Consider the following 22,083-nt stretch of genomic DNA (forward strand, 5'->3'; position numbering starts at 1 on the left):
ATGAGCTACAACATCCCGATCCCGGTCAATGAAAGTCGCTGGCAGTATCAGACCGCCAGTGGCGGCGGTCTGAGCGTGGCCCTGTTGGCCGGCAGTGGCGGTTCGATCATCCTGCGTTCGCCCCAGGGCAAGGACGTCAGCTACCGCTACGGTGGCGTCGGGGTGGGTGTCGGATTTGGCGCGCGCCTGCCGCGTATCGGCAAGATCAATATCCAGCTCAAGGGCAAGAGCGTGGGGGCAGCCGGTGCGGCGGAGGCTTTTCCCAGTACCGGCAAGGTGTTTGTCAGCGACACTTTGCTCAGTCGTGACCTGACCGATGACGATATCACCGGGCCTTGCCTGTATACCGAGGTGGCGGCGGGTCTGGTGGTCGGCGGTTCGGCCACGGCCCTGTTGTTCGGGCTTGATCCCAAGCTGCTGGCGTTGGCGGCGGCGGTGAGTTCCAACCCGGCGACCTCGCTCATTGCCTCTGCCACGGTCAACCGGCAGTTGCTGCAGTCGGCCAAGGGCGCGGTAGTCATGGCCGGCATGAACGCTGGCGTGCAGGCCGGTGGTAGCGCCGCGATCTACATGGGCTATCTGTTCTAGTCACGCATGGTGGGCCGATACCCCGCCCATAAAAAGCCGCGAGTCGACGCGGCTTCTTCGGTTCCTGCAACGCTTGTCGCATTGAACTCAAGGATGAATCGATGCGCCGGCGCGTGACGAAATTGACGGCGGCAGGCACTTCGGATTAATAATGCGAGCCTGCGTCGCGGCGCTCCGACCTTGTGGCCGGATCAGCGTGTCGGATGTGTATGGCATCCGCGGGCACAATAAGAAAAAATGATCATTGTTGTCGGCTCAGTGTGAAATATCACGGCCAGTTTCTATTTTGAGACTCGGACAGCGCTTTGAATTCCCTGGCATGGATTTTGCTGAATTGGGCATGGATTTTGCTCGATAACCGAAGGCCAAAATAACCATGCTTCCCGTCTCAGCCCCCATGCCTGTCGCTGAAAATGCCGTGAGCGCCGACAAACAGTCAAGGCGTATCATCTGGGCGGTTGCCATTGGCAACGGTTTGATCACCTACGATTTTACGGTGTACAGCTTTTCCGCTGTCATCATCGGCAAACTCTTTTTTCCATCGGGCAGCCTCCTCGTATCGCTGCTGCTGTCGCTTGCCACATTCGGCGTCGGTTTCATCATGCGTCCGCTGGGGGCGCTGCTCATCGGTAATCTGGCGGATCGCAAGGGGCGCAAGGCGGGACTGACGCTCTCGATCACATTGATGACGCTGGGCACCGGCATCATCGCATTCACCCCGTCATACGCGTCCATTGGCTGGGCGGCAGCGCTGCTCATGGTGCTGGCAAGGCTGATGCAGGGCTTCGCGGCGGGCGGGGAGATCGGCGTCTCCACGGCGGCCTTGATGGAATTGGCCGATAAGGGCCGACGCTGTTATCTGACCAGTTGGCGGGGCACCGGCCAGGGACTGGCCGCGCTGGCCGGTGCATTGATCGGCGCCTGCACCACAGCGCTGCTGACGCCCGAAGACATGCAGCTTTGGGGCTGGCGCATCCCTTTCATACTGGGAATGCTGATCGGGCCGGTGGGATGGTATCTGCGACGGCAAATGACAGAGCGCCCGACGCAGGCAACCTATCGCCCCTCGCTCAAGAGCATGTTCACACAGCATCCGCGCGCGCTGTGGTTCGGGATACTGTCGATGGCGGGGCCCTCGGCCAGTGCTTATATCATGGTGTTTTACATGCCGACTTACCTGGTGACGGTATTGCATCTGCCACCTATCTTCAGTCTGCTGTGCGCCTGTCTCGCCAGCACGGTCATTTTCCTGGGCACGCCGTTGCTGGGCGCTATTTCCGATCGACAACCCCGCCGCAAGCCGATCCAGTACCTGCTGCTGACCGGCTGCATCCTGCTGGTCTACCCCGCGTTCCTGGCGTTGACGCATGGCGTCGGAGAGATTGCCTCCTTGCTCATTATCATGGGCTATGTCGCACTGGCTTTAACCAATACCGGGCCCAGTTCGGTGATGATGCTCGAAGCTTTTGCGCGTCACCACCGGGCCACCGGCATTTCCATCATTTACGGTTTGGGCGTGGCGACTTTCGGCGGTTTTTCACCCTTTATCGTGACCTGGTTGATCGGCGTGACCGGTAACCCAATGGCGCCCGCCTGGTACCTGCTGGCCACCTTATGTATCAGCCTGTTCGCGTTGATACGGTTTCCCGATACCGTCCACGAAGATTGACGAATGACTGATAGAGCGGTGGATGGCGTGCCGGAAAAACGTCTGCTGTTGCCGCCGGAGCGACCCCTCCTCGCGCCCGGCATTATTTGCAGCCATTTCAGCGTGCACGGCGATGCCAGCCTGAGCTTTCTGGCCTGGCAAGAACGAATGGACCCGGTCTACGATCTGCGTCCTTCATCGGCAAAGGATGAGGAAGGCTTCGCGGCTTCGCTTCGCCGTTACTCGATCGGTAATCTGAGCTTCTTCGACATTCACACCAGCCCGAATGTGGCCGAGCGCTCACTTGGGCGCGTGTCGACGGAGAGCGCCTGCGATCTCTCTTTCAGCCTGTTCCTGGATGGAACGCCCGCCCATATGAAGGGTTACGAGCATTGGCTCGATACGCACCGGCCCTCGGCGCCGAGCATTCTGGTGCAGGACCTGGGCCAGCCGTGCACTGTCCGGAGTTTTCATGGCCGAATGCTGATATTTTTCGTGCCGCGTGCATTGGTGGAAGAGGTTTTTCCCGATGCCGCCTCTCTGCATGGTCGACGGGTTGAGGCGACCACGCCGTTGACACGGATGCTGGTTGCGCATCTGGTGACACTCAATCAACAGATCGTCGGTCTGAGCAAGGACGAAGCGGATAGCGCCTTTCGCACGGGGATTCAGTTGCTGGCCACGGCTTTCAGCCAGCAGGCGGGGCTTTGCGGCAACGCCCGCGCGGCGGTGCGCGCAGCCGTATATGGACAGGTGCGGCGTTATGTCGAGGCGCACCTGCACGACCCTGATTTATCGCCCGAAAGGGTCTTGCAGCAATTGCATCTGTCGCGCGCCAGCGTCTACAGCTTGTTTGCGCATGAAGGTGGCCTGGCTGCCTATATCCGCAGCCGCAGGCTGCGCGCGGCGGCCAGTGATCTGGTCCGCTTTCCGCATCTGGCGGTGAAGGATATTGCCTTCGGACTGGGGTTTAACAATGCGTCGAGTTTTACGCGCGCATTTCGCCGGGCCTATGACATGGCTCCGCAGGATTTACATGCCTATGCCGCTTCGCTTGGGCGTTAACCCCCCCCCAGGACCGGGCACCTATTCTTCCTCGCATTGATTGTTTGCGTATGTTGCGCCGCGGTTGTCGAGGATCGCGATCTTTGACGTCAGCGATACGTCGTTCTTCCGCCGTCTTTGCGAGTCATTCCCTTTAATAAAAAATTGTAATTGCTTGTTTCCAGTAACTTGGACGCACGGTCAAGGCTGTGAAAGCGGATTGAATAAACTCCGGCGAACTTAATAATTATTCAAAAAGTGACACCGGGGAGAAAAAATGCAGTACATGACGATGCGTCCATCCAGATATCAACAGCCATCGACGGCTGGCCGGTTGACCCTGTTAAGCATGTCGATAACGGCGGCGCTGGCGGCGCTGGCGCCCACGATGGCGATGGCGAGCGCGGCTCTGGGGCCGACGGTTATTTCCTCCAATACCACTAACCAGTTTTCATGGACCAATAGCGACCTCACGGTCAACAATGGCGTCTCGATATCCAGCGGCACAGCCGTGTCGGCAACGGGATCCTCGCTTGGCACGCTGATCAACAACGGCAGCATCACCGGCACCGGCAGCGGTGACGGCAGTGGCATCAACAACAGTGGCAACATCGGCGCGCTGAACAACAACGGCCTTATCGGCGGTAGCGCTGGCAGCGGCATTTTCAGCAGCGGCAGCATCACCACGCTGACCAACAATGCTGGCGGTACCATCAGCGCCACCACCGGTATTAACAATAGCGGTACGATCGGCACGCTGAGCAACAGCGGTGTTATCAGCGGCAACAACCGCGGTATCTACAACACGGGCAGCATCAACACGCTGACCAACAATGTCGGTGGCACCCTCAGCGGCGCTGGCAACGGCGGCCTCTACAATGACTCCGGCAGCACGATCGGCGCGCTGACCAACAATGGCCTTATCAGCGACAGCTCTAGCGACAGCCTGTACAACTTCGGCAGCATCACCACGCTGACCAACAATGCCGGCGCTACCATCAGCGGCTATAGTACCGGCATCGACAACAGCGGCAGGATCGGCACGCTGAGCAACAGCGGCACCATCAGGGGTGGCTACCAAGCGGGCATCAACAACAATGGCGGCAACATCGGCACGTTGAACAACAGCGGCACCATCAGCGGCAGCAACAGCAACTCTGGCAATCGCGGCACTGGCCTCTACAACACCGGCACGATCGGCACGCTGAGCAACAGTGGCACCATCAGTGGCACGGTCAGCGGCACTGGCATCGGCTACGGCCTCCATAACAGCGGCGGCACGATCGGTACGCTAAACAACAGCGGCCTGATCACCGGCAGCAGCGCCGCGCTTTACAACGAGGAGTCCAGCGTGCTGGGCGGCACCTCAGGCGTGATTACCAACTCAGGCACGATAGCGGGCGATATCGTGAACCTCTCCAGCCAGGACCTGACCATCGACGGTGGCACGGGATCGACCTTCGGCAGCCTGACCGGCTTCGGTGGCACGATCGGTACGATCAGCAATACCACCTCGAATCTGGTGTTCGGTGTCGGTAATCAGTTGCTTAACGACAATATCAACGTCGGCAGCTTCAACGTGGCCAACCAAGGCACGCTGCAGGTCAATAACACGATCAATATCACCGGTAATTACACCCAGGCCGCTAACGCCAGCCTGATCCTCGGTGTCGCCGACAATGCCGTGACCACCGGCAATATCAATACCGACGCAGGCTATGGCCGCCTGGTGGTGTCCGGCAGCGCGAACATCAATTCGGGTTCGACGATCGGCCTGCAGAAGCTGGGCAGCTATGGATTTGCCCAGGGCCAGCGTTACGTGGTGATTCAAGCCAACTCCACGGGGACGAACTACAACGCCGACACCCTTCACTACACGGTGGCGGGTTTTAACGCGGCGGGCACCAGCGTGGCCGATGGCGCCAATACCGACTTGCTGGTGACGCTGGGAACGGCGGCGTCGACAGCGCCGGTTAATCAGGCCACCAACGCCAATGGCACCGCCCCCCTGGCCGGGCTGTTCCATTACGACGGTCTGAATGCCGGCTTGATGAACCTGTTCAACGCCGCCGCCGCCCTCGACTCTTCGGCCGCTGGCAACCACGCCGGGGCCCAGTTGAGCCCGACCGCGAACGCCAGTGCCGCCACCCAGGCGTCGACCGCTTCCACCGTACAAGTGCTTAATGTCGCCGCGGCGCACCTCGATGGGTTGCGCACCGCACAGAACGACAGCGTCGGCAGCGGTGTCGCCACTGGTGAAAGCGCCAGCAACACCGGGCTCTGGGGCCAGGCCTTTGGTGGCAGTTCGCGCCTGGGTGAACGCGACGATATCGCCGGTTACCACGCCCGCTACAGCGGTTTCCTGCTGGGCGCCGATGCCGCGCTCAACGACAGCTGGCGCGCCGGTGGCCTGTTCAGCTACACCAAGACCACGGTCAACAACGACGGCGACAACAGCGGCAGTTCCGCCGATGTGAAGTCCTACGGCCTGTTCGGTTATGCCAGCTACCAGGGCCGGCCGTGGTACCTGGACCTGTCGCTCGGGGCCATCCAGCACCAGTACGATACCCAGCGTGAAATCAGCTTCAGCGGTTTCAACGGCGCGGCCAAAGGTCAGCATGACGGGATGCAGTACATTGCCTCGGCGCAAGCCGGCTACCCGATCGACCTCGGCCCGGCACTGGCCCACGCCATCCTCACGCCGATTGCCGGCTTGACCTACAGCACCTTGCGTCAGGACAGCTACACCGAGAGCGGCGGTAACGGTGCGGCACTGCATATCGACTCCAGCAGCAACCAATCGCTCAAAAGCGATCTGGGCGCCAAGCTGGAACGCTCCTTCGCCACGTCCTACGGCAGCGTGATACCTTCGGCGCAACTGACCTGGCGGCATGAGTATCACGACAAGGGTCTGCAATCGGTCGCCAACTATGCCGCCGATACTTCGGGCGCCACCAGCTTCACCAGCGCCGGGGCGAAACCGGTTGCCGACACTGGCGTGCTGACCCTGGGCATTACGCTGCTGCACAGCGAAAACCTCAGCCTGGGGGCGAAGTACACCCTGGAAGCGGCGAACGGTTACACCGCTAATACGGGCGATGTGCAGGTGCGCTGGCAGTTCTGATCCGTTAGATTCAACTGACCTGATAACGCCCATTTTTCAGTGATGAATCATGGGCGTTTATCTTTCGCTCAGCAGCGGATGTGAACCAAAGCCCATTGCACAAGAGTTTCCACTCCCTATTTAGAAGGCCCCGTATGAGCGGTACACCGACAGACTCCGGTCCCCCGCAACTGACATTCCCTGAAGCGATGGCCCTGGCCCATAGCCACTGGGACGCGGGTCAGGCACAACAGGCCGAGCAACTGTGTCAGCGCATCGTGGCGAAATGGCCACAATCGAGCGATACCCTGCATTTGCTCGGGCTGATTGCCCACGCCACGGGGCGGCCGGCATTGGCCATCAGCCACCTGCGCCAGGCCTGCCTGACACAGGGCGCGCCCGCGATCCACTTCAGCAACCTGGCCGAAATATGCCGACAACAAGGCCTGCTGGTCGAGGCCGAGCAGGCTGGGCGGCAGGCCGTTGCGCTGGACCCCGGGCTGGTGGATGCCTGGAGCAACCTGGGCATCATCCTGCAGGAAAGCGGCAAGCTGGACGACAGCCTTGAGTGTTTGACCCGCGTCCTGACCCTGCGCCCCGACGCCGCGCAAGCCCACAACAATCTGGCCAACACCTATCGCCGCCTGGATCGACAGGACCGCGCCGGTTGGCATTACCAGCAGGCATTGATCCTCGATCCGAACTACGCCGAGGCCTACAGCAACCTGTCTTTCCTGCTGAGTTCGCAAGGGCATTTCGATGAGGCGGTGGCGGCCGGACGACGGGCCATTGAACTCAATCCGCGGTTGATCGATGCGTACCTGAATATCGCCGAAGCCGAAACCCAACGCTTGAACCATGGCGATGCGTTGCACTGGTTGAATACCCTGCACAGCTTGGCCCCCAAACATGTCGGAGGTCTGACGGCGCGAGCCCTGGTCTTAAAAAAGGGCGGGCTTCTCGACGAAGCACTGCACTGCGCACAGCAAGCGCTGGCATTGGCGCCCAATGATGCCAGTGTCCATAACGCCATGGGCCATACTCTGCAGGCCTTGGGGTGGCACGAGGAGGCCCTGGCGCATTTCAGCCAGGCGGCGTCATTGCCTGGCTCGGTGGCTGAAGAGGCGCTGATCGCGCGAGCTGTACTGTTGCTGGAGAGTGGTCGCAAGGAAGAGGCCGCGGTGGCCTTCGAACAGGTGTTGAGTGCATTTCCCGGGTCGATCCGCGCACTGGCAGGTCGCTCGGACAGCAAGACCTTTAAAACCGGTGATGCCGATATCGCCGCCATGGAGGCCGGGCTGGTGCGTGGGGAAGGCCTGTTGCTGGCCGACAAGCTGACAACCCACTTTGCCCTGGGCAAGGCATATCTCGACACGGGCGATTCCGCGCGAGCCTTCCATCACCTGGATGCCGGAAACCGACTCAAGCGCTCCACCTTTGCCTATGATTCCCAGACCGCGCGGCAATGGATGCAGAGCATTGTCGGGTTGTTCACCGATGAATTTCAATCCGCGCGGCAAGGGCTGGGCGCGGCATCGTCGCTGCCGGTCTTTATCGTCGGCATGCCACGCTCCGGCACCAGCCTTGTCGAGCAGATCCTGGCCTCCCATCCGCGGGTGCACGGCGCGGGCGAGCTGTCGTCGTTACGCCTGGCAGTGGAACGCAAGGGGGCTTTCCCGCAAAGCCTGGTCAACTGCTCGGCGCAGGACCTGGCCAGTATCGGTCATGACTACCTGGAGCGCATCAAGCCACTGGCCGATGGCAAGGACCGCCTGGTGGACAAGATGCCGGGCAATTTTGTCTATGCCGGCCTGACTCCGTTGATCCTGCCTGGTGCCCGTATCATTCACTGTCGCCGCGACCCGGTGGATACCTGCCTGTCCTGTTACAGCAAGCAATTCAGCGGTGATCAGCCGTTCAGCTATAACCAGATCGAGTTGGGGCAGTTCTATCGTGATTATGACGCCTTGATGAGTCACTGGCGTCAGTTGCTGCCCGCCGAATCCTTTATTGAAGTGGACTACGAGTCGGTACTGGACGATCTTGAAGGGCAGGCGAGGCGCTTGATCGATTTTATTGACCTGCCCTGGGACGGGGCCTGCCTGGACTTTCACAAGACCCAACGCGTGGTGCGCACTGCCAGCGTCAATCAGGTGCGCCAGCCTCTCTACAAGACCTCGAAAGGTCGCTGGCGCGCCCATGCCGAACAGCTTGGGCCGCTGTTGGCGGCGCTGGGAGTGGCTGACTCGTGAGGGGGGCAGGTGCGCGGTGGCCGCTGTTGGCCTTGTTCGCCAGTGTGTGCCTGATGGCGGCAATGCTCGCAGGCTGCGCCGATCCGAACCGGCATGCCGATGCCATGGCGCATGACGCTCACTTGCAGCGTGCTGAGGTCAGGGCCGAGGCATTCGTGCTGACCAGCTTCTTCCGGATAACCCGACCTGACTTGCCTCTGAGCGTGTACATCGAGGGGGATGGCCTGGCCTGGCGCTCGCGTACGATCCCGTCGGAAAATCCGACGCCGCATCAGGCCGAGGGCCTGGCGTTGGCGGCGGCGGACCCGGGGCCCAATGTTGTGTACCTGGCACGTCCCTGTCAATTCACGCCGCTGGTGCTCAACCCACGCTGCGATAAAGCCTACTGGACCAGCAAGCGCTTTGCCGAGGAAGTGGTCGTGGCCATGAACCAGGCCGTGACGCATTATGCCGCCCAGGTGCCGGGGCAGCCTGTCCAGCTGATTGGTTACTCCGGCGGCGGCGCCCTGGCGGTGTTGATCGCCGCCCGGCGTGACGATGTCGCCTCGCTGCGTACCGTGGCCGGCAATCTCGATCATGCCGAGGTCAATCACTTGCACCGGGTCTCGGCCATGCCGGAATCGCTGAACGCCATCGACGTTGCTTCCCAGGTAGCGACCATTGCGCAGATTCATTTCAGCGGCGACGATGACTCGGTGGTGCCGCCGGTGATCGCGAAACGTTTTGTCATTGCCGCGGGTGGTCACTGCGCACAGACTCATATCGTGCGGGGCATGAGTCATGACAGCGACTGGGCGGGACGCTGGCCGGAACTGCTCAGGATTCTGCCCTCATGCTCCAATGGACACTGAGGCTGAATAACCATCTGAGCACCGTACCCCAAGCGCTACCGTTAATCCTCGTGGATATTGGCGCATAGTAAAAACCCCCGTATCACTGCGTGAGTACGGGGGTTTAGTGTCCGCTGGCATCACCGGAATCCGGCTATGCGCTTACACGTTAAAACGGAAGTGCATCACATCACCGTCTTTAACGATGTATTCCTTGCCTTCCAGACGCCATTTACCGGCTTCCTTGGTCCCGGCTTCGCCCTTGTACTGGATGAAGTCGTTGTAGGCGATCACTTCGGCGCGGATAAAGCCTTTCTCGAAGTCGGTGTGGATCACACCAGCGGCCTGTGGCGCGGTCGCACCGACACGCACGGTCCAGGCGCGGACCTCTTCGACACCGGCAGTGAAGTAGGTCTGCAGGTGAAGCATTTCGTAACCGGCACGGATCACGCGGTTCAGGCCAGGCTCTTCAAGGCCCAGGGCCTCGAGGAACATGTCCTTCTCCTCGCCGTCTTCCAGCTCGGCGATTTCCGCTTCGATCTTGTTGCACACCGGCACCACGACCGCGCCTTCTTCCTCGGCAATGGCCCGGACCACATCCAGCAACGGGTTGTTCTCGAAGCCGTCTTCAGCGACGTTGGCGATGTACATCACCGGCTTGGTGGTCAGCAGGTGGAAACCACGGATCACCGCTTTCTCGTCGTCGCTCATGCTCTTCATCAGGCTGCGCGCCGGCTTGCCTTCGGTGAAGTGGGCGATCAACTGCTCCAGCAGGCCCTTTTGCACCACGGCGTCCTTATCACCGCCCTTGGCGTTGCGCGTGACTTTCTGCAGTTGCTTCTCGCAGCTGTCGAGGTCGGCGAAGATCAGTTCCAGGTCGATGATCTCGATGTCGCGCTTGGGGTCGACGCTGTTGGAGACGTGAATCACGTTCTCGTCTTCGAAGCAGCGGACCACGTGGGCGATGGCATCGGTCTCGCGGATGTTGGCGAGGAACTTGTTGCCCAGGCCTTCACCCTTCGAGGCGCCGGCAACCAGGCCGGCGATGTCGACGAATTCCATGGTGGTCGGCAGGATGCGCTTGGGCTTGACGATCTCGGCCAGGGCCTGCAGGCGCGGGTCGGGCATCGGCACGATGCCGCTGTTCGGCTCGATGGTGCAGAAGGGGAAGTTCTCCGCCGCGATACCGGATTTGGTCAGGGCGTTGAACAGGGTGGATTTGCCGACGTTGGGCAGGCCGACGATGCCGCAGTTGAATCCCATGGTGTTTCCCCTCGGGTAAGAGTCAGGCCTTCTGGCTGTGCAGGTTTTTCATCGCGCGGTTCCATTCCCCGGCGAGGATATCCGGCAGCACGCCGAGGGCAAAATCGATGCTGGCATCGAGTTTTTCCTGTTCGGCGCGTGGCGCACGACCCAGGACAAAATTTGAAACCATACTGGCAACGCCCGGGTGGCCAATGCCAAGCCGCAGGCGGTGAAAGGTATTCTGGTTGCCGAGCTGCGCGATGATGTCGCGCAGGCCGTTGTGCCCGCCGTGTCCGCCGCCCTGTTTGAGCTTGGCGACGCCGGGAGGCAAGTCCAGTTCGTCGTGGGCCACCAGGATTTCTTCAGGCGTGATACGGAAGAATCCAGCCAATGCCGAGACGGCCTGGCCGCTACGGTTCATGTAGGTGGTGGGGATCAACAGACGAACATCCTGACCCTGGTGACTGAAGCGCCCGGTCAGGCCGAAATATTTGCGATCGGCCACCAGGTTGACACCTTGGGCGTGGGCGATGCGCTCAACAAAAAGGGCCCCCGCGTTATGCCGGGTCTGTTCGTATTCGGTGCCTGGATTTCCCAGGCCAACGATCAGTTTGATGGCAGTCACGACAGGGGCCCTTCCTAGGAGTTGTGGATAACATCGCGGCTATTGAGCCTAGCGGCGAACGTGGACGAAACATGCTCATTTACATGATGCAAACTTCGCGATCCCGCCCGCTTTACTCGCTACTTGCCAGCTCGCGATGTTTCCATGACTCCGACGTTGCGGAGTAAAAAATTACTCGGCAGCGGCTTCTGGTGCAACACGTGGCGCGTGAACGTTGGCAACAGCCAGGTCGTTACCGTGGGCCAGTGCAACGAACTCAACGCCTTTCGGAGCTTTGAGGTCCGACAGGTGAATGATCGAACCGACTTCGGCATCAGCCAGGTCGACTTCGATGAACTCAGGCAGATCTTTCGGCAGGCAGGTTACTTCGACTTCGGCCACAACGTGGGAAATCTCGCCGCCTTTCTTGACTGCTGCTGCTTCGTTGATGAAGTGCACAGGAACGTGAGCGGACAGTTTCTGACCGGCGACAACGCGGACGAAGTCAGCGTGCAGCACGTGGCCTTTGGCCGGGTGACGTTGCAGTGCCTTGATGATGACGTTCTGCTTGGCGCCGCCGATGTTCAGCTCGATGATGTGGCTGTAAGCCGCTTCGTTTTCGAGCAGTTTGGCAACTTCTTTGGCCAGCATGCTGATGGACTCAGGGGCTTTTTCGCCACCGTAGACTACAGCTGGAACCAGGCTTGCGAGACGACGCAGGCGGCGGCTCGCACCTTTCCCCAGGTCGGAACGCACTTCAGCATTCAGGGTAAATTCGTTCATGTTGACTCTCCAAATTAACCACATCCACCCTAGCGTTTGCGACCAGCGCTAAAGGCGGTATGGGCAAAAAAGCCCCGCCCCAACAGGTGTTGGGGCGGGGCGCTTTTCGTCAACGAGATATCCGAAAGGGCTGGGCCCTTAGCGGAACATCGCGCTGATCGATTCTTCGTTGCTGATGCGGCGAACCGCTTCGGCGACTACCGGTGCGATATCCAGTTGACGGATACGCGCACAGGCTTGTGCTGCAGCGGACAGCGGGATGGTGTTGGTCACCACCAGCTCGTCCAGCACGGAATTTTCAATGTTCTCGATCGCGCGACCCGACAGCACAGGGTGTGTGCAGTAGGCAAAGACCTTGGCAGCGCCATGTTCCTTGAGGGCTTTCGCCGCGTGGCACAGGGTGCCGGCGGTGTCGACCATGTCATCGACGAGAATACAGGTGCGGCCTTCGACGTCACCGATGATGTGCATCACTTCGGAGTGGTTGGCCTTCTCACGACGTTTGTCGATGATGCCCAGATCCACGCCCAGCGACTTGGCAACGGCCCGTGCACGCACGACGCCACCAATGTCCGGAGACACGATCATCAGATTTTCGAAGCGTTGGTCTTCGATGTCATCCACCAGAACGGGGGAGCCGTAGATGTTATCTACCGGAATATCGAAGAAGCCCTGGATCTGGTCTGCGTGCAGGTCAACCGTGAGAACACGGTCGATGCCGACGACGGTGAGCATGTCAGCAACGACTTTCGCGCTGATAGCCACACGCGCGGAACGCGGACGGCGATCCTGACGGGCATAACCAAAGTAAGGGATCACCGCAGTGATTCGAGTGGCTGAGGAACGGCGGAAGGCATCAGCCATCACGACGAGTTCCATCAGGTTATCGTTGGTCGGAGCGCAAGTCGGCTGAATGATGAAGACGTCTTTACCGCGGACGTTTTCATTGATCTCAGCGGTAATTTCGCCGTCGGAAAACTTGCCGACAGAGATGTCACCGAGTGGGATATGCAGCTGACGTACAACACGCCGAGCCAGATCGGGGTTAGCGTTCCCCGTAAAGACCATCATCTTGGACACGCGCAGTACCTGAAGGCTGAGGGTAACCTGGATGAGTATAGGAAAATGGCAGGGGCGGCTGGATTCGAACCAACGCATGGCAGGATCAAAACCTGCTGCCTTACCGCTTGGCGACGCCCCTGTATCTGTTGCAACGAGTACCCAGTACTCGATTCCTAGAGCAGACTCTGCAGCTTGCGATGCAACATCGAAACATTGCTTCCCTTTGCCACAAACCCTGTTTGGGTCTCTGTAAGAAGGGCCGAGACTTTATCAGCTTCAGCTTTGTTTGGGAAGGCCCCAAACACACAACTTCCAGTTCCGGTTAACTTTGCTTCGGTAAATTTACCTAACAAATTCAAAGCGTTACGTACCTCTGGATAACGCCTTGCCACAACCGGCAAGCAGTCATTACGACTGTTTCCCTTGGGAACGGGGCGCACTTTAATGGGCGCGGAGTCACGTGTCAACAGCGGATCGGAAAAAATTTCTGCTGTACTTACAGAGACTTGCGGAACGAGCACGACATACCAGGGTTCTTCGGGGTCTACCGGGGTGAGTTTTTCCCCCACGCCCTCGGCGAAAGCCGCGTGGCCACGGACGAAAACCGGCACGTCGGCGCCCAGTGTCAGGCCCAGCGCGGCCAGGCGATCTTCGTCCCAGCCCAGTTGCCAGAGGTGATTGAGGCCGAGCAAAGTCGTCGCGGCATTCGAGCTGCCGCCACCGATACCGCCGCCCATGGGCAGGATTTTTTCGATCCAGATATCCACGCCCAGGGGGCTGCCCGATTGTTCCTGGAGTTTTTTCGCGGCGCGCACGATCAGGTTGCTGTCGTGGGGCACGCCTTCGAATTCGGTGTGCAACTGGATCACGCCGTCGTCACGCGCGGCGAAGCTCAGTTCGTCGCCGTAGTCGAGAAACTGAAACAGCGTCTGCAACTCGTGATAACCGTCCGTGCGGCGACCAAGGATATGCAGCATCAGGTTGAGCTTGGCCGGCGACGGCAGCGTCAGGCGGGCGGCGCTCATGTCACTGGCCCAGCTGGCGCGGCTGCCAGTCCTTGATCACCAGGGTCACGTCGAGGTCGCGGCCGTGCAGCTTGATGCGTTCGGGCAACCAGTAGCCGTTCTGCTCGCTGTAGCTCAGGTACTCGACCTGCCAGCCATCCTGTTCGAGGGAGGCCAGGCGGCTGTCGTTGTCCAGGCTCAGGCGGCTCTTGCTGTCCGGCGCGGGGAGGCCACGGACCCACCAGACCAGATGGGACACCGGCAGCTCCCAGCCCAATTGCTCCTGGAGCAGGGCCTCGGGGCTGGTGGCGGCATAGCGGCCCTGGTTGGCGACCTCCAGGCTCACCTGGCCGGGACGCCCGGTCAGGCGGGCAGCACCGCGCCCCAACGGGCCGGACAGGCGAATGTCGTAGTAATCCTGGCGTTGCAGCCAGAACACGGTACCGCTACCGGAATCCTTCGGTGCGCGGATACCGACCTTGCCATTGATCTGCCAGCCGTCGAGGCTGCTCAATTGCTGTTTGTGCTTGGCCCAGAGGGCCGGGTCGCCGTGCCCTTCAACGGACTCACGGGCACCGAAGCCCGCGCAACCGGCGAGCAGGGCGATCAGGCTGAAAACAACGAGGTGGCGCAAAAACATAAGCTTAAAGAGTCTCGGAACCGGTCAGGCGCTTGATGGTGCTGCGCAGAAGTGGGCTGTCGGGCTGATCCTTGAGGAACTTGCCCCAGATTTGCTTGGCTTCGCGTTGCTTGCCGTTGGCCCAGAGGACTTCGCCCAGGTGTGCGGCGACTTCCTGGTCGGGGAACCGCTCCAGGGCTTGGCGCAGCAGGCGTTCGGCCTCGTCGAGGTTGCCCAGGCGGAAGTTCACCCAGCCAAGGCTGTCGAGCACGGCCGGATCTTCCGGATTCAGCTGGTGGGCCTTCTCGATCAGTTCCTTGGCCTCGGCATAGCGGGTGGTGCGGTCCGACAGGGTATAGCCGAGGGCGTTCAACGCCATGGCATTGTCCGGTTCGCGCTTGAGGATAGCGCGCAGGTCTTTCTCCATCTGCGCCAGGTCGTCACGCTTTTCCGCCTGCATCGCACGGGTGTAAAGCAGGTTCAGGTCGTCGGGGTACTGCAACAGGGCTTGCTGCAGAACGCTCCAGGCACGATCGCCCTGATGGTTGGCGGAGAGGATCTCGGCCTCGATCAGGTAAAGCTGGATCGCGTAGTCCGGCTGCTCGTCGCGGGCCGTCTTGAGTTTGCTCGAGGCCTCGGCGCCGCGCCCGGTGGTGACCAGGATATCGGTCTGGCGCAGTTGTGCCGGCAGGTAGTCGTTGCCCGGCCCGACCTGGGCGTATTCATCCAGGGCGGTCTGCAGGTCGTTGTGCTCTTCGGCGATGCGGCCCAGGTTCAGGTGCGCCGAGTCGACATGGCTGTCGCGGGCGATCAGTTCGTCCAGGTAACCCTTGGCTTCATCCCAGGCCTTGGCCTCGAGGCAGACGAGGGCCAGGGAGAAACGCAGTTCGTCATCTTCCGGGTATTGCTGCACCAGGCTGGAGAACTGGGTCTTGGCGTCGGCCATGCGGTCCTGTTCCACCAGCATGCGCGCGTAAGTCAGGCGCAGGCGCTTGTCGTCCGGGTACTGCTTGATGCTTTTTTCCAGGATCGGCAAGGCTTCCTTGCCGCGGTTGAGCGCTTGCAGCAAGCGTGCGCGCAGCAGGATCGGGGCGATTTCGCCGTCTTCCGGCGGGTTTTTCTCCAGCAGCGCCAAGGCGGCCTGGGTGTCGCCGTCCTGTTGCAGCAACAGGGCCTTGCCGAAAATCAGCTGGCTGTTCTTCGGGTGCTTGACCAGCAGGCGGTCGAAACTTTTCTTCAGGCCGTTGCGGGTGTCCTGGTCGGTGTCGGCGGCCGACAGGGCAAGAAAGTCGAAATGGGTGTCGCCCTTGCCTTGCAGGACCTTCTCCATATAGACCATGGAGTCGTCATAACGCCCGCTGCGGGCCAGCTGGATGGCGGCCGCGCGTTGTGCCTCGAGATCATTCGGGGCGTTTTTCGCCCAGATCAGCGAGGTGTCGAGGGCCGCCTGGTCGGCGCCCAGGTACTCGGCAATCCGGAAAGCGCGCTCGGAAACCCCCGGATCCTGGGTGTTGATCGCCTGGGTCACGTAGTTATCCAGCGCGATATCGAAACGATTTCGCTGTCCGGCCAGCTCCGCGCTCAACAGGCTGAACACCGTATCTTCGGTGAACGAGCTGTAGACCTTGGGCTTTTCCGGGGCCGGAGTGGTGTCTTCAGCCGGCGGCGTACGCCCCGGCGACACGGGTGCCAAGGCCTGGCAGCCGCTGAGGAAGACAAAAGCGAGGAGCAACGCGGAGGATCTATTCATATAGGAGAAGGACGACTTACCTGCGGGTCGGGGCATCATGACACAAGCGGCGGGCAGAACCATACCCGAGACGCTCACCAGACACTTATAGCAACGTTACATTAGGACAATAGTCGGCAATGGTTGTTCTGAATCATTCGAAGGTGGACAATTGTCGGCTTCTCGACATCATCAGCGACCCTGAATGGCCTTCCTCGCACTCGGCATCAACCACAAGACGGCGTCCGTAGACGTACGCGAGCGCGTGGCTTTTACCCCCGAGCAATTGGTGGAGGCCCTGCAGCAGCTGTGTCGCCTCACCGACAGCCGTGAAGCCGCGATCCTCTCGACCTGCAACCGCAGTGAACTGTATATCGAGCAGGAGCACATTACGTCGGACACGGTCCTGCGCTGGCTGGCCGATTATCACCACCTGAGCCTCGAAGACCTGCGGGCCTGCGCCTATGTGCACGAAGACGATGCCGCCGTTCGTCATATGATGCGCGTGGCCTCGGGCCTGGATTCGCTGGTATTGGGCGAACCGCAGATTCTCGGCCAGATGAAGTCGGCCTATGCCGTGGCACGGGAGGCGGGCACCATCGGGCCGTTGCTCGGGCGCCTGTTCCAGGCCACCTTCAGCGCCGCCAAGCAGGTACGCACCGACACCGCCATCGGCGAGAACCCGGTGTCGGTGGCGTTTGCCGCCGTCAGCCTGGCGAAACAGATTTTCAGCGATCTGCAGCGCAGCAGCGCGTTGCTGATCGGCGCCGGCGAAACCATCACCCTGGTCGCCCGCCACCTGCACGAGCAGGGCGTCAAGCGTATCGTGGTGGCCAACCGGACCCTGGAGCGGGCCAAGATCCTCGCCGAAGAGTTCGGTGCCCACGCGGTGTTGTTGTCCGATATCCCCCAGGAACTGGTGCACAGCGACATCGTCATCAGCTCCACCGCCAGCCAGTTGCCGATCCTCGGCAAGGGCGCGGTGGAAAGTGCCTTGAAGCTGCGCAAGCACAAGCCGATCTTCATGGTGGATATCGCCGTACCCCGGGATATCGAACCGGAAGTCGGCGAGTTGGACGACGTTTACCTCTATAGCGTCGACGATCTCCACGAAGTGGTCGCCGAAAACCTCAAGAGCCGCCAGGGCGCCGCCCAAGCCGCCGAAGAACTGGTGAGCAGCGGCGTCGACGACTTCATGGCGCGTCTGCGCGAGCTGGCCGCAGTGGATGTGTTGCGCGCCTACCGCCAGCAGAGCGAGCGCCTGCGCGACGAGGAATTGCAAAAGGCCCAGCGTCTGCTGGCCAACGGCGGCAGCGCCGAAGAGGTGCTGATGCAACTGGCCCGTGGCCTGACCAACAAGTTGATGCATGCGCCCAGCGTGCAACTGAAAAAGTTGTCCGCCGAAGGCCGCCTCGATGCGCTGGCCATGGCCCAGGAACTCTTTGCCCTCGGTGAGGGCTCATCGGATAGCTTTTCGGATAAGAAACCGCAATGAAAGCGTCACTGCTCAATAAGCTGGACATCCTCCAGGACCGTTTCGAGGAACTGACCGCCTTGCTCGGCGATGGCGAAGTCATTTCCGATCAGAACAAGTTCCGCGCCTATTCCAAGGAGTACGCCGAAGTCGAGCCGATTGTCACGGCCTACAAGCAGGTGTTGAAGGTCCAGTCCGACCTCGAAGGCGCCCAGGCGCTGCTCAAGGACAACGACCCGGACATGCGCGAAATGGCCGTCGAGGAAGTCCGCGAGGCCAAGGAACAGCTGGTTGAACTGGAAGGCAGCCTGCAACGCATGTTGCTGCCCAAGGATCCCAACGACGGTCGCAACGTGTTTCTCGAAATCCGCGCCGGCACCGGCGGCGACGAGGCGGCGATCTTCTCCGGCGATCTGTTCCGCATGTACTCGCGGTATGCCGAGCGGCGTGGTTGGCGGGTGGAAATCCTCTCGGAAAACGAGGGTGAGCACGGCGGCTATAAAGAAGTCATTGCCCGGGTCGAAGGCGACAATGTCTACGGCAAGCTGAAATTCGAATCCGGTGCCCACCGCGTCCAGCGCGTACCGGCCACCGAATCCCAGGGCCGCATCCACACCTCGGCCTGCACGGTCGCGGTATTGCCCGAGCCCGACGAACAGGAAGCCATCGAGATCAACCCGGCGGACCTGCGCGTCGACACCTACCGCTCCTCCGGCGCCGGTGGCCAGCATGTCAACAAGACCGACTCGGCGATCCGCATCACCCACTTGCCTTCGGGGATCGTGGTCGAATGCCAGGAAGAGCGTTCCCAGCACAAGAACCGCGCGCGCGCCATGTCCTGGCTGTCGGCCAAGCTCAACGACCAGCAGACCAGCGCCGCGGCCAATGCCATCGCCAGTGAGCGCAAGCTGCTGGTAGGCTCAGGCGACCGCTCCGAACGTATCCGTACCTACAACTTTCCACAGGGCCGGGTCACCGACCATCGTGTCAACCTGACCCTGTATTCCCTGGATGAAGTCCTGGCCGGGGGAGTGGAAGCCGTGATCGAACCGCTGTTGGCCGAATACCAGGCCGATCAACTGGCCGCCTTGGGTGATTGAATGACCATTATTGCCAGTCTGCTACGCGCCGCCGACCTGCCTGACTCGCCGACCGCGCGCCTGGACGCCGAACTGCTGTTGGCGGCGGCCCTGGGCAAATCCCGCAGTTACCTGCATACCTGGCCGGAAAAAATCGTCAGCAGCGAAGCCGCGCTGGCCTTTTCCGACTTCCTGGAGCGCCGTCGCGGTGGCGAGCCGGTGGCCTATATCCTCGGCCAGCAGGGCTTCTGGAAGCTGGACCTGGAAGTGGCGCCGCATACCCTGATTCCGCGCCCGGACACCGAACTGCTGGTGGAAGCCGCCCTTGAGCTGTTGCCGGCGACTCCGGCCCGGGTGCTCGATCTCGGCACCGGCAGCGGCGCGATTGCATTGGCCCTGTCCAATGAGCGTCCGGCCTGGCAGGTGACGGCGGTGGACCGCGTACCGGAAGCTGTGGCCCTGGCCGAACGCAATCGCCAGCGCCTGGGGCTGAACAACGCCACGGTGTTGAGCAGCCATTGGTTCAGCGCCCTGGATGGCCAGCGTTTTCAACTGATCATCAGCAACCCGCCGTACATCGCTTCGAGCGACCCGCACCTGGCCCAGGGCGATGTGCGTTTCGAGCCGACCAGCGCCCTGGTGGCCGGTGCCGATGGCTTCGACGACCTGCGCCTGATCATCTCCCAGGCGCCCGCGCACCTGGAGGCCGATGGCTGGTTGATGCTCGAACATGGTTACGATCAAGCTGAAGCCGTGCGTGAGTTGCTCTCGGCGCAAGGTTTCAGCGACGTCCACAGCCGCACTGACCTGGGCGGCCATCAACGCATCAGTCTGGGGCGCCTATCGTGCTGAGTGACCAGGAGCTGTTGCGCTATAGCCGGCAGATCCTGTTGCAACAGGTCGATATCGACGGCCAGTTGCGTCTGAAAAACAGCCGGGTGCTGATCGTCGGCCTTGGCGGTCTCGGCGCTCCGGTGGCGCTTTACCTGGCGGCCGCCGGGGTCGGCGAACTGCATCTGGCGGATTTCGACACGGTCGAGCTGACCAACCTGCAACGCCAGATCATCCATGACACCGCCAGCATCGGTTCGACCAAGGTCGATTCGGCGCTACGCCGGTTGGCGGCGATCAATCCTGAAGTGACCCTGGTCGCCCATCGCCAGGCCCTTGACGCGGATTCCCTCGGTGTCGCGGTGGCGGCGGTGGACCTGGTGCTCGACTGCTGCGACAACTTCGCCACCCGCGAGGCGGTCAACGCTGCCTGTGTCGCCGCCGGCAAGCCGCTGGTGAGCGGCGCGGCGATTCGCCTTGAGGGGCAGCTCTCGGTATTCGATCCGCGGCGTCCGGAAAGCCCCTGCTACCACTGCTTGTACGGGCACGGCAGCGAAGCCGAACTGACCTGCAGTGAAGCCGGCGTCATCGGCCCGCTGGTCGGCCTGGTCGGCAGCCTGCAAGCCCTGGAAGCCTTGAAATTGCTCGCCGGTTTCGGCGAGCCGCTGGTCGGCCGCCTGCTGCTGATCGATGCCCTGGGCACGAAATTCCGTGAACTGCGGGTCAAGCGCGATCCGCAATGCAGCGTCTGTGGTGGCGGCGATGCGTGACGCACCGATCGCGGTAATCGACTCTGGCGTCGGCGGCCTGTCGGTGCTCAAGGAAATCCAGGCCCTGCTGCCCAATGAGTCGCTGTTCTATGTCGCCGACTGCGGGCATATCCCCTACGGCGAAAAAAGCCCGGAGTACATTCGCCAGCGCTGCGCGGTGATCTCTGGTTTCTGTCGCGAGCAAGGCGCCAAGGCGCTGGTAATTGCCTGCAATACCGCCACCGTGGCGGCTGCCGCCGATTTGCGCCAGCGTTACCCGGACTGGCCGCTGGTGGCCATGGAACCGGCGGTCAAACCCGCGGCGGCCGCCACTCGCAGTGGTGTGGTCGGCGTGCTGGCAACCACCGGGACCTTGCAAAGCGCCAAGTTCGCCGCCTTGCTCGACCGCTTTGCCAACGATGTACGGGTGATCACCCAGCCTTGTCCCGGCCTGGTGGAAATGATCGAAGACGGCGATTTGCACAGCGAGGCCTTGCGCCAGTTGCTGCGCAGCTATGTCGACCCTTTGCTGGCGGCAGGCTGCGACACCATTATCCTCGGCTGCACCCACTATCCCTTCCTCAAGCCGCTGCTGCTGGAGATGATTCCGGCGTCCATCAGCCTGATCGACACTGGCGCCGCCGTGGCCCGGCAACTTCAGCGTCTGTTGGAAGCGCGTCATCTACTGTCCCAAGGGCCGGCGCGCGAAGCGCAATTCTGGACCAGCGCCGATCCGGATCACTTCAGGAAAATTCTGCCGCTGCTCTGGCAGAAGTCCGGGGTTGTGCAAAGCTTCACAGGGTAAACGTCGGCGTAGAGCGGCGAATCCCTCGTGAACCCAGGCTTAACGCCAAGCTTTCATTGCGAGGAGCTTGTTGGTCGCACCTGAAATGCGTTGGAAATAGGATATTCTCATGAAGCAATTGTTCTGCTTGGCTGCGCTTGCGGCCGCCCTGGGGTATGGCACCATGGCACAGGCGGCCGGTGTCGAGTTCTCCGTTGGCCAGACCAGCGATTCGACCCGGTCCTATCGCCTGGGCCTGCAATCGGACTGGGACAAAGGCTGGCTGCAAAGCGATGCAGGCCGCCTGACCGGCTACTGGAGCGGTGCCTACACCTACTGGGAAGGCGACAAGAGTCCCGGCAATCACAGCCTGTCGTTCTCCCCCGTATTCGTCTACGAATTTTCCGGGGCATCGATCAAACCCTATATCGAGGCGGGGATAGGTGTCGCCCTGTTTGCCCACACCGAAGTGGAAGGCAACAAGCTGGGCTCGGCCTTCCTCTTCGAGGACCGCTTGGGTTTCGGCCTGCGCTTCGCCGGCGGGCATGAAGTGGGGATCCGCGCGACCCACTATTCCAATGCCGGCATCCGCACGCCGAACGAGGGCATCGAAAGCTACGCCTTGCACTACACGATGCCTTTGTAACGGCCGTTC

19 protein-coding genes, 1 tRNA gene and 1 pseudogene are annotated in these 22,083 nt (G+C 61.3%); 13 read left to right on the plus strand and 8 right to left on the minus strand.

All coding sequences use genetic code 11. The annotated features are described in order from the left end of the window. The 7 genes and pseudogenes from M5B42_RS19280 (at position 1) to M5B42_RS19310 (ending at position 9,486) form a co-directional block, all read left to right on the plus strand. Positions 1 to 588, plus strand: a complete 588-nt coding sequence (locus M5B42_RS19280; protein ID WP_248746744.1) for a hypothetical protein — start codon at positions 1 to 3, stop codon at positions 586 to 588. Positions 589 to 656: 68 nt separating this feature from the next. Next, a pseudogene (locus M5B42_RS19285) lies at positions 657 to 737 on the plus strand (AAA family ATPase); the annotation flags it as partial. A gap of 269 nt (positions 738 to 1,006) precedes the next feature. After that, positions 1,007 to 2,257 (plus strand): MFS transporter, encoded by a 1,251-nt coding sequence (locus M5B42_RS19290; RefSeq protein ID WP_248746745.1) that lies wholly within the window; start codon positions 1,007 to 1,009, stop codon positions 2,255 to 2,257. A 3-nt stretch (positions 2,258 to 2,260) separates the two neighbouring features. Beyond that, positions 2,261 to 3,301, plus strand: a complete 1,041-nt coding sequence (locus M5B42_RS19295) for a helix-turn-helix domain-containing protein (protein ID WP_248746746.1) — start codon at positions 2,261 to 2,263, stop codon at positions 3,299 to 3,301. 313 nt (positions 3,302 to 3,614) lie between these two features. Continuing rightward, positions 3,615 to 6,404: an autotransporter domain-containing protein gene (locus M5B42_RS19300; protein WP_248746747.1), complete on the plus strand. Its 2,790-nt coding sequence runs from the start codon at positions 3,615 to 3,617 to the stop codon at positions 6,402 to 6,404. Positions 6,405 to 6,538: 134 nt separating this feature from the next. Then, positions 6,539 to 8,635 (plus strand): tetratricopeptide repeat-containing sulfotransferase family protein, encoded by a 2,097-nt coding sequence (locus M5B42_RS19305; RefSeq protein WP_248746748.1) that lies wholly within the window; start codon positions 6,539 to 6,541, stop codon positions 8,633 to 8,635. Positions 8,636 to 8,661: 26 nt separating this feature from the next. Continuing rightward, on the plus strand, positions 8,662 to 9,486 hold the full coding sequence (locus M5B42_RS19310; protein WP_248746749.1) for an alpha/beta hydrolase: 825 nt from the start codon (positions 8,662 to 8,664) through the stop codon (positions 9,484 to 9,486). A gap of 141 nt (positions 9,487 to 9,627) precedes the next feature. Here M5B42_RS19310 and ychF read toward each other — a convergent pair whose 3' ends face one another. The 8 genes from ychF to M5B42_RS19350 all read right to left on the minus strand — a co-directional run bounded on the left by ychF (position 9,628) and on the right by M5B42_RS19350 (position 16,532). After that, entirely contained in the window at positions 9,628 to 10,728 is a 1,101-nt protein-coding gene (ychF, locus tag M5B42_RS19315; protein ID WP_103496901.1) for a redox-regulated ATPase YchF, read from the minus strand. Between the two features lie 22 nt (positions 10,729 to 10,750). Continuing rightward, a complete protein-coding gene (gene pth / locus M5B42_RS19320; RefSeq protein ID WP_100942297.1) occupies positions 10,751 to 11,335 on the minus strand; it encodes an aminoacyl-tRNA hydrolase in 585 nt (194 codons plus the stop codon). A 171-nt stretch (positions 11,336 to 11,506) separates the two neighbouring features. Then, positions 11,507 to 12,097, minus strand: coding sequence for a 50S ribosomal protein L25/general stress protein Ctc (locus M5B42_RS19325; protein ID WP_152740082.1), 591 nt, complete (start codon positions 12,095 to 12,097; stop codon positions 11,507 to 11,509). A gap of 138 nt (positions 12,098 to 12,235) precedes the next feature. Further along, positions 12,236 to 13,177 carry a ribose-phosphate pyrophosphokinase gene (locus tag M5B42_RS19330; protein WP_003171603.1) on the minus strand — a complete coding sequence of 314 codons (942 nt, stop codon included), beginning with the start codon at positions 13,175 to 13,177 and terminating at the stop codon, positions 12,236 to 12,238. Positions 13,178 to 13,223: 46 nt separating this feature from the next. Beyond that, positions 13,224 to 13,298, minus strand: a tRNA-Gln gene (locus M5B42_RS19335). 34 nt (positions 13,299 to 13,332) lie between these two features. Further along, positions 13,333 to 14,184 carry a 4-(cytidine 5'-diphospho)-2-C-methyl-D-erythritol kinase gene (gene ispE / locus M5B42_RS19340; RefSeq protein WP_248746750.1) on the minus strand — a complete coding sequence of 284 codons (852 nt, stop codon included), beginning with the start codon at positions 14,182 to 14,184 and terminating at the stop codon, positions 13,333 to 13,335. A 1-nt stretch (position 14,185) separates the two neighbouring features. Beyond that, on the minus strand, positions 14,186 to 14,803 hold the full coding sequence (lolB, locus tag M5B42_RS19345; RefSeq protein WP_103497635.1) for a lipoprotein insertase outer membrane protein LolB: 618 nt from the start codon (positions 14,801 to 14,803) through the stop codon (positions 14,186 to 14,188). 4 nt (positions 14,804 to 14,807) lie between these two features. Continuing rightward, on the minus strand, positions 14,808 to 16,532 hold the full coding sequence (locus M5B42_RS19350) for a tetratricopeptide repeat protein (RefSeq protein ID WP_103497634.1): 1,725 nt from the start codon (positions 16,530 to 16,532) through the stop codon (positions 14,808 to 14,810). 184 nt (positions 16,533 to 16,716) lie between these two features. On the opposite strand from M5B42_RS19350, the gene hemA reads away from it, so the two are divergent. From hemA to M5B42_RS19380, 6 genes are all read left to right on the plus strand, one after another. Further along, positions 16,717 to 18,006: a glutamyl-tRNA reductase gene (gene hemA, locus M5B42_RS19355; protein ID WP_152740081.1), complete on the plus strand. Its 1,290-nt coding sequence runs from the start codon at positions 16,717 to 16,719 to the stop codon at positions 18,004 to 18,006. After that, positions 18,003 to 19,085, plus strand: a complete 1,083-nt coding sequence (gene prfA / locus M5B42_RS19360) for a peptide chain release factor 1 (protein ID WP_103497632.1) — start codon at positions 18,003 to 18,005, stop codon at positions 19,083 to 19,085. The genes hemA and prfA overlap by 4 nt, the downstream gene beginning before the upstream one ends. Further along, entirely contained in the window at positions 19,086 to 19,916 is an 831-nt protein-coding gene (prmC, locus tag M5B42_RS19365; RefSeq protein ID WP_248746751.1) for a peptide chain release factor N(5)-glutamine methyltransferase, read from the plus strand. After that, positions 19,910 to 20,665 (plus strand): molybdopterin-synthase adenylyltransferase MoeB, encoded by a 756-nt coding sequence (locus tag M5B42_RS19370; RefSeq protein WP_248746752.1) that lies wholly within the window; start codon positions 19,910 to 19,912, stop codon positions 20,663 to 20,665. Before prmC ends, M5B42_RS19370 begins: the two co-directional genes overlap by 7 nt. Next, positions 20,658 to 21,449, plus strand: coding sequence for a glutamate racemase (gene murI, locus M5B42_RS19375; protein ID WP_103497637.1), 792 nt, complete (start codon positions 20,658 to 20,660; stop codon positions 21,447 to 21,449). Before M5B42_RS19370 ends, murI begins: the two co-directional genes overlap by 8 nt. 109 nt (positions 21,450 to 21,558) lie before the next feature. Further along, positions 21,559 to 22,074: an acyloxyacyl hydrolase gene (locus tag M5B42_RS19380; protein ID WP_103497629.1), complete on the plus strand. Its 516-nt coding sequence runs from the start codon at positions 21,559 to 21,561 to the stop codon at positions 22,072 to 22,074. Positions 22,075 to 22,083 lie beyond the last annotated feature (9 nt).

This window comes from Pseudomonas sp. MWU12-2037 (assembly GCF_023242345.1).
Classification (GTDB): Bacteria; Pseudomonadota; Gammaproteobacteria; order Pseudomonadales; family Pseudomonadaceae; genus Aquipseudomonas; species Aquipseudomonas gingeri_D.